This window comes from Bacillus sp. BF2-3, from assembly GCF_008368795.1.
Taxonomy (GTDB): Bacteria; Bacillota; Bacilli; order Bacillales; family Bacillaceae_G; genus Bacillus_A; species Bacillus_A cereus.
On sequence record NZ_QOSA01000049.1, the window covers coordinates 67573 to 81496 of the forward strand.

Here is a 13924-nt window from a genome sequence, read left to right on the forward strand (position 1 = left end):
AATGAATGTATGTACAAAGTGCGGAGCTCAGTTTGAAGATGGTGTGCAATTTTGTCAAAACTGCGGGTCGAAGAGGGGACGTCCTGTAGTAAAGAAGAACATGAGCGGTGGTGCAAAAGTTGGCATTACACTGTTAGCGCTATTTGTTATAGTGATTATTGGATTGTATTTGTGCGGATCGTCGTATTATACGCAGCTGGCACAAGTAGACCGGATGATTACGATTTTACAAGAGCAAGACGGAGAGAAATTAGCTGAGATCGTTACGGCAGATGATCCATCGGTTATGATAACGAGAGAGAGTGTAACGCCCCTATTTTCATATATAAAAGAAAATCCATCTTACGTAAATGAATTAAAAGGATATTTGAGACAAGGTGAAAAACAACGGGACGGAATAGAAAGAGCTGATTTTTCATTAACGAAAGACGGAAAGTATTTCTTTATATTTGATCGATATAAATTGAAAGCGAAGACGTACTATACAACTTTGCTTACAAATGAAAAAGGCGTATCGTTAAAAATGAACGGAAAAGAAATTGATAAGACAGATGACAAAAAGTTTGAGAAGCAATATGGGCCATTTCTTCCGGGAAATCAAGTGTTTCAATCAGATTATAAAAATGACTATGTAAAATTATCTCGTGAGGAAAAGGTTGTACTTATGAAACAGAGCCAAAATAACGTAACGATAGATTTAACGTTGCAAGGTCAATATATTACAGTTCAAACGAACGCGCCGGGTGCAACATTGTACGTAAATCAAAAACCGGTTACAGCGCTGGCAGGAGAAGAAATTACATGGGGGCCAGTAGCGACTGATGGAAGTGCGACGATTTATTTAGAACGAAATGGAGAAAGCGGACGGGAAACGACACAAGTAGAGACGGTAACGGCACTTTCGTCTTATAATCTTCCATTCCAAAAGAAAAGTACAGAAAAAACAGTTGTTTATAATGTTACTCCAACGCCCGCGACTGGGTATGTATATAATGGTTTCATCTTTCCTGATAGTGATATTCGAAAATTAACGAGCGCAGATTTAACATATTTATCGAAAGAGCAGTTGAAAATTGCTAGAAATGAAATATATGCAAGGCATGGACATATTTTTCAAACGAAAGATATGCAAGCGTATTTTGCAAAACAGTCTTGGTATAGAGAAAATCCTTATTTTAAAGGAAAGTTAACAGATATCGAAACTTATAATATTGAACTAATCAAATCAAGAGAATAGAACACAGGAAAAAAGGTACAGTGCATAACTGTACCTTTTTATGGTTTTTTATCTGAACCAGGATCCCTTGAGAAAAAGATATGAAAGAGAAATGTGACTTTACTTGCTCCTCCTGATGTACTTGCTTGCACATCAGATAAACCATTAGATGTTAAAACACCTTCAGAATGAGGGGGTACGACTATTTTGAGATTATCATCTGATTCTGATGATGCAGTAACTGTTATTGTATCATCAGATAAGTTCAAAATTTTTACAGTGCCGATTGGTAAGATGGACTTGCCAGCGTGTGATGCTGAAGCGAAGCGAGAGCCTTTCCAAATCGTTTGTGGGAAAGTCTCATCATTAGATAACCAAGCACGAGCACTATAGATGGTTGCGTTAATAGAGAATTCTTGATCAAGCGACAAGGCGGGTTTTGGTTCTTTCGGTTCCTCTGGAGTTTGAGCGAGAAGGCCGGCGCACATGTATGTTTCACCTACTTTCAATTGTTACTGTTATAGCATATTAAACATATTGTTTATAAGACACGACAGTTACCTATTCAAGCATAGGTTTGTGCACAAAATTTGAAGATGAAATTCTCTTTCTTTACAATGGAAGTAGGTGTTATTTCTATAAAATATGGAAAACGTAAAGAGTATGTAAAAAAGAAGGAGTGGTAAAGTGAACTATGTCATTATTGGCGGAGATGCAGCTGGTATGAGTGCAGCGATGCAAATTGTTAGAAACGATGAAAATGCAAATGTTGTAACTTTAGAAAAAGGTGAAATTTATTCATACGCTCAGTGTGGATTACCGTATGTCATTAGTGGTGCTATCGCTTCAACTGAAAAGTTAATCGCGCGTAACGTAAAGACGTTTCGTGAGAAATATGGAATTGATGCGAAAGTGCGTCATGAAGTAACGAAAGTAGATACGGAAAAGAAAATGGTGTACGCAGAGCATACGAAGACGAAAGATGTCTTTGAATTTCCGTACGATCGATTATTAATTGCGACTGGAGTGCGTCCTGTTATGCCAGAATGGGAAGGACGGGAATTACAAGGCGTTCATCTTTTAAAAACAATTCCTGATGCTGAGCGCATATTAAAAACGCTAGAAACGAATAAAGTTGAAGATGTAACGATTATTGGCGGTGGCGCAATCGGACTTGAGATGGCAGAAACATTCGTCGAACTTGGTAAGAAAGTAAGAATGATTGAGCGAAATGATCATATCGGTACGATTTACGATGCAGATATGGCAGAGTACATACATAAAGAAGCAGATAAGCATCATATTGAAATTTTAACGAATGAAAATGTAAAAGCGTTTAAAGGGAATGAACGAGTAGAAGCAATTGAAACGGATAAAGGTACGTATAAAGCAGATCTTGTTTTAGTGTCGGTAGGAGTGAAGCCAAATACTGATTTTCTTGAAGGGACAAATATACGTAAGAATCATAAAGGGGCAATTGAAGTAAATGCATATATGCAAACGAATGTGCAAGACGTATATGCAGCTGGTGATTGCGCAACACATTACCACGTTATAAAGGAAATTCATGATCATATCCCGCTCGGAACGACTGCCAATAAACAAGGGCGACTTGCTGGACTGAATATGCTTGATAAACGAAGAGCCTTTAAAGGTACGTTAGGTACAGGTATTATTAAATTTATGGATTTGACGCTTGCAAGAACAGGATTAAATGAAAAAGAAGCGAAAGGGCTACACATCCCGTATAAAACAGTCAAAGTAGATTCGACTAATATGGCGGGCTATTATCCAAATGCAAAACCACTTTACTTGAAATTACTATACCGTTCTGACACGAAACAATTATTAGGCGGACAAGTAATTGGAGAAGAAGGTGTAGATAAACGGATTGATGTAATCGCAATGGCACTCTTCAATAAAATGAGCATTCACGATTTAGAAGATGTCGACTTAAGTTATGCCCCACCATATAACAGCGTTTGGGATCCAATTCAGCAAGCGGCAAGGAGAGCAGAATAGCACTTTTTAAAGTGCTATTTTTTTTACAATGAGGGAGTAAATAAAGTTTCACTTTATTTTGAATATACCGTTTCCCCTTGAAAACATATTACGTATCGCTTATATTTTCATATAGTATTTATTTTTTAAACGAAGCAATGAACGAACCAGGGGGCGCAGTATGGCAATTAACATGAAAACAATCGAAGAATGGATTGCTGAATCAAATGCAAGACATGAAGAAGACTTTGGACACGTTGTGGAAGAAATGAAAGAAGTATGTGTCGGACTTGATAACGCGACATTAATTTATACGAAAAATGTATTTTGTTTCGGTAAAAAAGTAGAAGTATTTTTCTTCTTCCAAGACCATGTCGTGATTGGACAAGAAAAAGACGAATATGTTGAGATTGAAAAATTAAAGTATGATGCCATTACAAATAGTAACTTAAAAACAAATGACAAAAATACTACGTTAGAATTAAAGTTTGCTAACGGACAATCTATCAATTTAGATAGTTTAAATGATAACTACGGTACGAAAAATTGGTTATTTGCTAGACAAATTAAGAGTATTTTTAAGTTAATCTAGTAAAAAAGCACGCCGTCCATCGGCGTGCTTTTAACTATGCAAAGCCCCTTTTAACCAATTCCGCGCCCGATATGCCCCAACTGGAACTTGAATAAGAGATGTTTCATTCCCAGCATCAATACCGTACAATTGATCACATGAATTTGTATCAAAACTTAGTAACGGATGCCCGCCCATCCCCATCGCGGTCGCTGCAAAAACGAGTTTATGAACAAGTATACCTGCTTCCATTTGATGAATACGGTACCCTCTATAGCCTAATGCATTTGTATAATAATCTTTCTTTCCGACTACATGTAGGCAAAGTGATACTTGAAAAAGGTTTACGTTATCCATCGTCATACTAGATTGAAGAGGATAACGAAGGTCCCCATATCGAAGTGGTTGTATGGAATGCGTTTTACTGTTATAAGTGTAAGCGCCGTTTTTTATATCTTTTACATTATAGAAACATCCATATAATGAGACGCGCGCATTTTCATTTATATACTTACCATCAAGGTCGTTGGAATAAGGGAGGGAGAGGGTCGCTTCTTGTAGTAAAGTAGCGAGCTCGGCTGCATCCCATTTCGTTAAAGTAAAGTCAGCATCAGGGGAATACCGTTTTCTGCAAAGTTGCAAGAAATCATAAGATAAACGCTCTACTTTCGGCAGTTGTACAGCATGCTCATGATATTGATAGTGCTCTTCATGAGCTAGTGTTTGGAAGTGTGCTGTCGATTCGATCATAGAAGCTTCATTTATTTTTGTTATCATCGGATATTCATCTACATGTTTTGAGCGAACGAAATGTTCATGTGCGAGCGGCGGAATTTGTTGCAACAACTCATGAGAAGTAACTGTTTTATTTTCATGGTAATCATTGTGAAACCAATTAGTTTCTGGCTCTGTACTTAAAGGAATAACGGCATACACACTTTCTTCACCTTCTGACAATCCGAGTAAATGGTTCAGTGCACGGTCTAGAAATTGAAAGTATACGCCGTTCGTATAACCGAACTGTTTGGCACATTCAAGTAATTGTCCAATGAGAACCCCGCTATCTAATCCTTGAAGGCGATATGAAAAGTTATTGTATTTAAAGAAGTTTTTCCAAAACATAGTGGATACGAATGCGGCACCGAAACAATCCTGTATATTACAGCGATTACCGAGTGCGTCTGCTAAATAAGAATCGAAATTTCCTTCGCGAAGTAAAATAAGCCGGTGATGCGCGGCGTCATAATGGTAAATGCCGTCTGGATAATCGTCAATCTTTAAATAGATATACAATTCATTCGGATATAAAGCACCGCCTGAAGGAATGGATCTACGTAATACATTTCTCTCGCTATTTAGCTGACATAATTGTGTTACACCAAATGAATACCAAAGGTAGTGACCAATCTCATTTAGAGTAGGTGTAGTAGAAGAGTTCGATAAAGATAACGGGATTTCTAAGGAGAGCGGGATGGTAGGTACATTTCGATATAATTTATAAGGAAGCGGTGCGTCTTTCCAGTCCACCTCATGATTCGGCATAATTTCATCGATAGAGAAATGGAGATGATGTAAAAAAGTATTTAGCTGCATGAAATCCCTCCTTTACTATGGAAACGGATGTGGATGTGGATTTAATCTTTCATTTGTTAAAGGTTCGTCTGTATATCCAAGTGTCATCGGTACGGTATATATCCGGTCCAGTCCTGTAACCCGAGTAAGATGGTGTCCGAACGTCATCGGTAACATACCTGGAATAATAACTTTTACACAGTGTAGTCCGTTCTTTTCTATAAGGGGAACGGTTTGATCTACAACGATTACTTCAAGGTCAGATTGATGCAAACGATTTAAAAGTTGGTGGAGATCGGATGTTAAATCCATATCAAATGATTGTGATACATTTATTTCTTGGAACGTTTGCACCGGTGCATCTTCTCGTAAAAGGAAGTGAAGACGTTCTTCCGTTTCTTTCAATCCGTACAGCATACTATGGTCTTCCATTTTATTAACGAAATAAGGATCTTGTAAGCACTTTTCGTAGTATTCTCTTTTGTGCTCGAGCTCATCGTCTGTTATAAGTAACATGCCTGCTATTTCTTGAATGGCACTTTTTAAAGCTCGAATAGGATCTAAATGAGCGCCTCCTGCACAAACAACGTTCATTCCATTTTCACGCGTATTTTTTGCAATTACCCATAAGCTAGGGATGCCGTGTTCCATCGTCGCGTTAAAAGCGTGTAATTCATATCCGGTAATCGTACGTAACCGCTGAATCATTAATTGTAATTCTGTATCATTTGCTGAACTCAGATCAAGGCGGGGAAGAGGTAATTCTGCATACCAAGTGAGTAAGAAGGCATCACGCTCTACAATTTCTAAAATGCCGTGAAAAATCGCTTCTTCTAAACTACCGCCAATTGCACATCCATTTGATGTTTCATATACGAAAGCGTCTCGATGACCGAGGCTATAATAAGCAATTGATTCAGGAACTAAAAGCGGTCTGTTTTGTGATAAAGAATATCCCCATACCCAGTTTTGCTCATAATCAGGATCAAACGGTTTAAATGGAAAATTATCACGATTGTAATGTTCATTTGTATGTACACCGAGCGAGAGGGGATTTAGTGCGTGTTCTTCTAAATCATGAAAACTACCATGCACATTTGTCTTTTTCCCGCGAGGCGACATCCCGCAATATCGTTCTAAACCTTCTAAAATAGCAGTTGCTTCACTCACTGCAAATGAATGAGTTCGGCCTGCAACACCTTCATTTCCGAACATTAATGGCATGTTTATAATGACGTCAGCGAATGGTAATAATGAATGCTGCATTTTGCCGTTCAACATACCGACCCGATAATCTAAATAGTCTCTCGTTAAAAATGTGTTTAATTCATGAATGGAACGGCAGCGATACGTTTCGGTGCTTACTTTTAAACTCGGTTGTAAAGAAATTTCCGCCGCATCCGCAGTATCATTAGGTAAATTACTACATACAGGACAGAGAGGATCTGGAAGAAAAGAATGCCGCGTACATTGTAATGTTTGTAAGTTTAGTAAAATAAGTTCATTTTCTAAAGAAGAATGGTTATGAGTTAATATTTTTTCTGTTTCTGCGCAAATAAGATGGCACATTTGTAACATTCCATTTTGGGTGGCACGTACATCACGCCTCGTTACATCATCTGCTTTAAAGGCATATTTCCGCTGTAGTTCCCACATTTCTTTTTGGTCAAAGCCAGCGATAAAACGGCGTCCATCAGAACAATGGGAACATCCGGGCGTAAGAGGATGAACGTAAGGACCGATAATACCTTCGCCAAATGAAGTAAAACCACGTAGCCATGGAATATGATTTGACCGAAAAATTAGCTCAGCGTCATGATGAATAGTAGAAGGAGATCCGTCATGTAATACGAGAGCGAGATGAATATTTTCAGGAAGTACTTCTGGAAGGGTATGCTGACGAATGATGGAATATTGTTTGCATAATTGATCATGTACATAGTCTGCAAGAAGGCCATCTCCTATAAGCAATATATTTTGAGTCATAGACCGTCCTCCTTTGCAATTAATACCCCATACACACCGTCTAAGTTTTCTTTCAAAAATGGTTCGATTGCTAAATCAAACACGAAGGGATAAAAATTATGTTCTTCTAAATGCTGTAAGGCAAGCTGTAAAGATTGCACACTTGGAATTTCTTCTTCCGCTTGTATTTCCACTCTAAAAGAATCCGTGTCATATAAAATAATAGATGATTCAGGCAAGATATTAGCTCTGTAAGGAGTCTCTTCACTTTGAATGTGGAGCAGTGATAGTTGTAGTGCGTTCCGTAAGGCTAACGTCATATTAATATTAGATGCACCGTACCATCTATCATTTATACCAACCCAAATGACTGGAAAACTGAGAATCTCTTCACTCATTGCAATTTTAGGTGTTTCATGAATTGTAGCAAGAGCATCGTAATAAAATCTACAATGTTTATCGTGAATATCAGTTAAATCAATCGTTGTAAGTTCTTCTAGCATATGTGACTGCCGCTCATACAGTTTATTGTTTAAATGTTGTTGTAGTGCCCGGTAAAATCCTTCTGTCATCGTTTCTCCAGCACCGATACCGATATCGTTATGTTCAGGAATAAGGCGGTGAATGATTTCTGCTACATATGTTTCAATTCCTGTTAAACCGGCTTCTCGGCGTGCTTCATTATGAGTCAATCCACTGCAAGTCATAAGAGGCAGAAGGGGAGCTGGGCCATCTGATAGTGGAGTGGCTACTTGAATATAGCACTGTGATAACGGTAATTGATATGAATCTTGTTCATCCCATACATGGAATATACCGGCTTCTTTAGAAGTTAATGAGTCGAAAAAGCGGAATATATCAGTTGAAGTATGTTGGCCATACCGATGCTCAAGTTTTTCAGAAAGATTTTCTATCGTATCAATTGTAAAACTTTCATCAGTTGCAAGAGGGTGTTTTATAAAAGGATGCCACGTTCCTTCAAGTGTTTCATAGTTTAATAAAAAGAATTGTGCTTCTTTTTCACGATAAGAATCATCCGCGACATGTTTAAACAATTCAAAAACGATTACATTTGCTAACATGGCAGATGTAATTTGTGAGAAGGAATCCGATGAATTTTCATTTTGCAAAGTCGTTTCATGTAGCCGATGCCATGCGGATTCCCAGCATTCATCACGATTTTCCATTACGACAGGTCCAGCTATACCGAGTGTTGATAAACAAATAGCTGGTATAAAATTCTTTTTCGTTTCTCTACAAATAGTGTGAACTGTTTTTAAACCGTCAATGTCTCCATTTTGAGAAACATATAAAATCCAATCAAAAGGTTCGAATACTTCATGTAAGGGACGGTCAATTGTAGTATCGATTTCTTGAAGGAGTACACTGTTATCAACTTCATATGCACGTTCTATTAGCTCATGTATTCTGTCATAGTTTGTTTCATCTCGATCTGTAACGAGGTAATGAAATGTAGGTAAACCAGATTCTAATAAAGAAGAAACTAAGGAAGTGAGCATATCCCCAGAACCAAGTACAAGGACATTTGCTCCGCGGTACGTTTCGAATTTTAAAGCACCTGAATGAGAATCGGCTTCTAAAAATTCAATTTGCGAAGCATATCTGTCGAGTAATGTACTGTTTAATTCATGAGGTGCATCTTGATTTGCATCACGCACGAAACCATTTTCATATAAAATCTCTCCAATTTCAAATACACGGTTTTGATAGGGGAGAGGGAGGCCATCGGTTATTTCTGCTAAAGAATAATTCCCGTTAAACATTGGCATTAATTTTTCAATCCAGTCATAAATTCCATCACCGTCCATGCGAAATGAACTGGCGTTATTTCGAAAATAGACACCCCCGTTTGAATCGGGGAGGAAGAAAGTATCCTTATTTACTTTAAGTTTTGCATGAATTGGAAGGTTATTCATTTTAATCCTCCTTACGTTTAGGCATACATTATTACCTTATGTCATGAAATTTGTCCCGTATGAACACAATAAAAAAGGCTGTAGAATGAATCATTCTACAGCCTTTAATAGATTTTTAATCTATCAACCTTCTAATAATAATGACTTTGGATCTTCAAGCATATCTTTAACAGCAACAAGGAAGCTAACTGCTTCTTTACCATCAACAATACGGTGATCGTAAGATAAAGCAATGTACATCATTGGGCGGTTTTCCATACGCTCGTTATCAATTGCAACTGGGCGTACTTGGATTTTATGCATTCCTAAAATACCAACTTGAGGGCTATTTAGGATCGGTGTTGACATTAGAGAACCGAATACACCACCGTTTGTAATTGTAAATGTACCACCTTGTAGTTCTTTTAATGAAAGTTTGTTATCGCGTGCTTTTTTACCTAATTCACGAATTTCGCTTTCGATTTCAGCGAAGTTTAATTGGTTAGCATCGCGTACAACTGGAACAACTAATCCATCTGGAGCTGCTACTGCAATACCGATATCATAGAATTTTTTAATGATAAGCTCGTCACCTTGAATTTCAGCATTTAATAATGGGAATTGTTTTAATGCTGCAACAACTGCTTTTGTGAAGAATGACATGAAGCCAAGACGTACATCATGTTTTTTCTCGAAAGCATCTTTGCGTTCTTTACGTAATTCCATGATCGCACTCATATCAACTTCGTTAAATGTTGTTAACATTGCAGATGTTTGTTGAACTTCTACAAGACGTTTTGCAATTGTTTGACGGCGGCGGGACATTTTCACGCGCTCAACTGGTTTTTCGAATTCCGTTTTTGCAACTGGAGCAGGAGCTGGACTCTTTGGAGCAGCTGGTGCTTCTTTTGGTGCTGCAGCATGAGCTTGTACATCATGTGGTCTCACGCGTCCAAGTGGATCTGTACTACGTACGTCGTTTAAGTCGATTCCTAATTCACGAGCCATCTTTCTAGCAGCTGGTGATGCGATAGGACGGTTTGTATTTGGTAACCCTTGTAGTGTTGTAGTTTGCTCAGCACTTGGTGCCGCAGCTTTCGGTGCTTCAGCTGTTTCTTGTTTTGGTTGCTCAGCAGCCGGTGCAGGTGTACTTACTGCAACTGGTGCTCCATTAGCATCTAAAATTGCGATAGTTGCGCCAACTTCAACTGTATCCCCAGGTTCGCCTAGTAACTTCGATACAATACCTGAATCTTCTGCAATGATTTCTACATTGACTTTATCAGTTTCAAGCTCAACAACGCTGCCACCTTTCTCAACTTTGTCGCCTACGTTGATAAGCCATTGTGAAATAGTTCCTTCAGTAATAGATTCTGCAAGCTCAGGTACTTTAATTTCGATCATTTTAAATGTCCTCCCCTTATTTGCCTAACGGTGTGTTTTTTCTTCTTTTGTCTTCGGTAATCTCCATTTGTTAGCCTGGCCTTGGGCAGATATTCTGCCCAAGGAACAAGCTAGAAACCTTCATTGTTACTTTTTAGTTGCTGTAAACTTCAATTTCTTGTTTATCTTGACGGAAGTTATACTTCACATCTAAAGCATGTGCAACAATTAGCTCTTGCTCAGCTTTGTGAGCGAATGGATCGCCGCCAGATGGACTAGAGCGATCAGGACGTCCAATGTAGCCTGTTTTCACTTTATCTCCAGCAAGTTCGAACAGAATTGGAGCCATGTAATGCCATGCGCCCATATTACGAGGTTCTTCTTGAACCCAAATGATTTCTTCTAAGTTTTTAAAGCGTTTAATAATAGATTGAACTTTCTCAGCAGGGAATGGGTACAATTGCTCAATACGAACGACATGAACTTCGTCTAAGTTGTACTCATGTTTACCCGACTCGATTTCTGCTGCTAAGTCAATCGCCATTTTACCTGTGCTTAAAACAAGACGTTTTACTTTATTTGGTTCCATGCCAAGGTTTTCTTGTTCTAAAGCAGGTTGGAAACGTCCTTCGCTTAACTGACTAGCAGTTGAAAGCGTAAGTGGGTGACGTAATAAACTCTTCGGCGTCATCAATACTAATGGTCGAACAGCTTCTGTTCCTAAGATAGATGCTTGACGACGCAGGATATGGAAGTATTGAGCCGCGCTCGTTAAGTTTGCAACTGTCCAGTTATTCTCAGCAGCTAACTGTAAGAAACGCTCTGGACGTGCACTAGAGTGCTCTGGTCCTTGACCTTCATAACCGTGTGGTAATAGAAGAACTAAGCCAGATTTTTGACCCCATTTTGCTCTTCCAGCTGAAACATATTGATCAAATAATGCTTGCGCAGTATTTGAGAAGTCACCATATTGCGCTTCCCACATAACAAGAGTTTCTGGAGCGAATACGTTATAACCATATTCGTAACCAACAACAGCAGCCTCTGATAACGGACTGTTATGAACAGAGAACGATGCATTAATGTTTGGTAAGCGATGTAACGGTGAATATGTTTCATTTGTATCAGTATCGTGTAATACGATATGACGGTGTGCGAATGTACCACGCTGTGAATCTTGACCAGTTAAACGAATTGGCGTACCTTCTTGTAAAATAGAAGCGAATGCTAACGATTCAGCAAGTGCCCATTCAATTTTACCGTTCTCTTCAAGAGCATCTTTACGGCGCTCAAGAATTTTCTTCACTTTCGGATATACGTTAAATCCTTCTGGCCAAGATAGTAGACCTTCATTAATTGCACGAAGTGAGTCAATCTCAACACCAGTATCAATTGGTTGAATACCTTTTGCAACAACATCTGGTACTTTAACGTGAATTGTTGCGTCGCTCGTATCAGCTGGTGGTACTTGTGCATAGTCGGATTTTAATTGCTCTTGTGTAAACTGTGTAATTGTTTCAACCTCATCTGCATTTAGAACACCAGCAGCTTGTAATTGATCTGCATAAATTGCCCTTACAGTTGGATGGTTTTTAATTTTTTTGTACACTTGTGGTTGCGTAACTGCTGGATCATCCATTTCGTTATGACCGTAGCGGCGGTAACCAATTAAATCGATTAAGAAATCTTTTTTGAACAACATGCGATATTGAATCGCAAGGTTAGCAGCTGCAAGACAAGCTTCCGGATCATCAGCGTTCACGTGAACAATCGGAATATCGAAACCTTTTGCAAGGTCACTAGAATATTTCGTAGAACGAGAATCATAGCTATCAGTCGTAAAACCAACTGCATTGTTTGCGATAACATGAATCGTTCCGCCTGTTTGATACGCGTCCAATCTGCTTAAGTTGAGTGTCTCAGATACAATACCTTGACCAGGGAATGCAGCATCACCATGAACTAAAATTACGAATGATTTTGAAGTATCTTGATCTGGAAGACCAGATTTTTTACGATTCTCTTGAGCAGCACGTGCGAAACCTTCTACTACAGGATTCACGAACTCAAGATGACTCGGGTTATTTGCTAATGTCACGCGAGTGCTAACTTCTTCGTTACTAACGACTTGTTCTCTACCTAGGTGGTATTTCACATCGCCAGTCCAGCCAGAATTAGCCACTGCGCCTTCTATTTTTGCATGTTTGAACTCAGCAAACATGTGGCTATATGGTTTTTCTAATACGTGAGCAAGTACGCTTAGGCGACCGCGGTGAGCCATACCAATCATGACATCCTCAACGCCGTTTTTAGCACCTTCTAGAACAATTTCATCTAAAACAGGTACAAGCATATCAACGCCCTCGATAGAGAAACGTTTTTGCCCAACGAATGTTTTATGCAAGAATTGCTCGAAACCTTCAACAGCTGTTAAACGTTTTAAAAGAGCAGTTCGTTTTTTATTTGATAGTGGTTGACGCAATGAATTTGATTCCACCATTTGATGCAACCACGCGCGTTCTTCACTATCTTGTATATGAGAAAATTCATAAGCTAAAGATTTTGTATAAACGTCTTTTAATCTATGAATTACATCAAGTGCAGTGTGAATACCTTCTGGTGCATCTGGCCATACTGTTTTCGCTGGAATCGCTTTCAAGTCAGCATCGCTCAGTTCGTTCAATGCTTTCTCAAGAAGAGATTGTCCATTTGCAGCATCTTCCATCGGGTTGATGTGAGCCAACGTGTGCCCGAAAGAACGAATCTGCTCAACAAGTTGAACGACTTTAAGAATTTTTTCAATGTTACCTGTGTTTTGAGGAGAAAAATGTGTTGCTGTGTTGTCCCCTGTTACGACATCATCTTGAAACGAAGGAGCTCCAAAAATTTCAAAAAGCTCTTGTAATTCCGGATCAACAGAACCTGCTCCAGTTACGTAAAGATCATACTGTTCAATAACATAACCAAGGTTCGGACCGTGGAACTTGGCCCAAGGGTTTGTCGTTGTATTCTTCCTCGTCATTTGTTTAAACCTCCCAATGCATATAATCCTTTTCCATACAAAGGTGCATTTTGCTCTTTTTCAATAAGTAATGAATCAATAATCAATGTAAATGTTTTCTTTACTCTTATGTTATTACAATAATTTACATAATACCAAACACTATTACTTATCTGTTTTGTAAAAAAACATTCACAATAACTTATCACCCAAGTTAATCTTTCATGTTATAAAGTAATTTTACAGAAAAATGGGGTGGATATATTTGGTATGCCTATACTAATAGCTATAATTGTTGC

At 38.6% G+C, this 13924-nt stretch carries 9 protein-coding genes; 3 read left to right on the forward strand and 6 right to left on the reverse strand.

Annotated features, from left to right (window positions below; genetic code table 11):
* The first annotated feature begins 1 nt into the window (after position 1).
* Positions 2 to 1237: a TcaA 3rd/4th domain-containing protein gene (locus DN401_RS26780; RefSeq protein WP_127063872.1), complete on the forward strand. Its 1236-nt coding sequence runs from the start codon at positions 2 to 4 to the stop codon at positions 1235 to 1237.
* A 38-nt stretch (positions 1238 to 1275) separates the two neighbouring features.
* On the opposite strand, the gene DN401_RS26785 is transcribed toward DN401_RS26780, so the two are convergent.
* Complete coding sequence (locus DN401_RS26785) at positions 1276 to 1704, reverse strand: hypothetical protein (protein ID WP_000332414.1); 429 nt, start codon at positions 1702 to 1704, stop codon at positions 1276 to 1278.
* Positions 1705 to 1903: 199 nt separating this feature from the next.
* Between DN401_RS26785 and DN401_RS26790 the strand changes: the two genes are divergently transcribed.
* Both DN401_RS26790 and DN401_RS26795 read left to right on the forward strand, forming a co-directional pair.
* Entirely contained in the window at positions 1904 to 3238 is a 1335-nt protein-coding gene (locus DN401_RS26790; protein WP_001110229.1) for a CoA-disulfide reductase, read from the forward strand.
* A gap of 160 nt (positions 3239 to 3398) precedes the next feature.
* The gene (locus tag DN401_RS26795; protein ID WP_000996782.1) at positions 3399 to 3809 is read left to right on the forward strand and encodes a DUF3908 family protein; all 411 of its coding nucleotides are present in this window, start codon (positions 3399 to 3401) and stop codon (positions 3807 to 3809) included.
* Between the two features lie 30 nt (positions 3810 to 3839).
* Here DN401_RS26795 and DN401_RS26800 read toward each other — a convergent pair whose 3' ends face one another.
* From DN401_RS26800 to odhA, 5 genes are all read right to left on the reverse strand, one after another.
* The gene (locus DN401_RS26800; RefSeq protein WP_001176760.1) at positions 3840 to 5381 is read right to left on the reverse strand and encodes a SagB family peptide dehydrogenase; all 1542 of its coding nucleotides are present in this window, start codon (positions 5379 to 5381) and stop codon (positions 3840 to 3842) included.
* 15 nt (positions 5382 to 5396) lie between these two features.
* Positions 5397 to 7346, reverse strand: a complete 1950-nt coding sequence (locus tag DN401_RS26805) for a TOMM precursor leader peptide-binding protein (RefSeq protein ID WP_127063874.1) — start codon at positions 7344 to 7346, stop codon at positions 5397 to 5399.
* On the reverse strand, positions 7343 to 9262 hold the full coding sequence (locus DN401_RS26810; protein ID WP_001061553.1) for a putative thiazole-containing bacteriocin maturation protein: 1920 nt from the start codon (positions 9260 to 9262) through the stop codon (positions 7343 to 7345). Before DN401_RS26810 ends, DN401_RS26805 begins: the two co-directional genes overlap by 4 nt.
* Before the next feature lie 123 nt (positions 9263 to 9385).
* Positions 9386 to 10645 carry a 2-oxoglutarate dehydrogenase complex dihydrolipoyllysine-residue succinyltransferase gene (odhB, locus tag DN401_RS26815; protein WP_000569900.1) on the reverse strand — a complete coding sequence of 420 codons (1260 nt, stop codon included), beginning with the start codon at positions 10643 to 10645 and terminating at the stop codon, positions 9386 to 9388.
* Positions 10646 to 10778: 133 nt separating this feature from the next.
* The gene (gene odhA / locus DN401_RS26820) at positions 10779 to 13646 is read right to left on the reverse strand and encodes a 2-oxoglutarate dehydrogenase E1 component (RefSeq protein ID WP_149288056.1); all 2868 of its coding nucleotides are present in this window, start codon (positions 13644 to 13646) and stop codon (positions 10779 to 10781) included.
* Between the last annotated feature and the right edge of the window lie 278 nt (positions 13647 to 13924).

Bases quoted from the DNA above. Each gene is read 5' to 3' on its own strand.
- DN401_RS26780 (WP_127063872.1), top strand. From the start codon at position 2: ATGAATGTATGTACAAAGTGCGGAGCTCAGTTTGAAGATGGTGTGCAA.
- DN401_RS26785 (WP_000332414.1), bottom strand. From the start codon at position 1,704: ATGTGCGCCGGCCTTCTCGCTCAAACTCCAGAGGAACCGAAAGAACCA.
- DN401_RS26795 (WP_000996782.1), top strand. From the start codon at position 3,399: ATGGCAATTAACATGAAAACAATCGAAGAATGGATTGCTGAATCAAAT.
- DN401_RS26800 (WP_001176760.1), bottom strand. From the start codon at position 5,381: ATGCAGCTAAATACTTTTTTACATCATCTCCATTTCTCTATCGATGAA.
- DN401_RS26805 (WP_127063874.1), bottom strand. From the start codon at position 7,346: ATGACTCAAAATATATTGCTTATAGGAGATGGCCTTCTTGCAGACTAT.
- DN401_RS26810 (WP_001061553.1), bottom strand. From the start codon at position 9,262: ATGAATAACCTTCCAATTCATGCAAAACTTAAAGTAAATAAGGATACT.
- odhB (WP_000569900.1), bottom strand. From the start codon at position 10,645: ATGATCGAAATTAAAGTACCTGAGCTTGCAGAATCTATTACTGAAGGA.
- odhA (WP_149288056.1), bottom strand. From the start codon at position 13,646: ATGACGAGGAAGAATACAACGACAAACCCTTGGGCCAAGTTCCACGGT.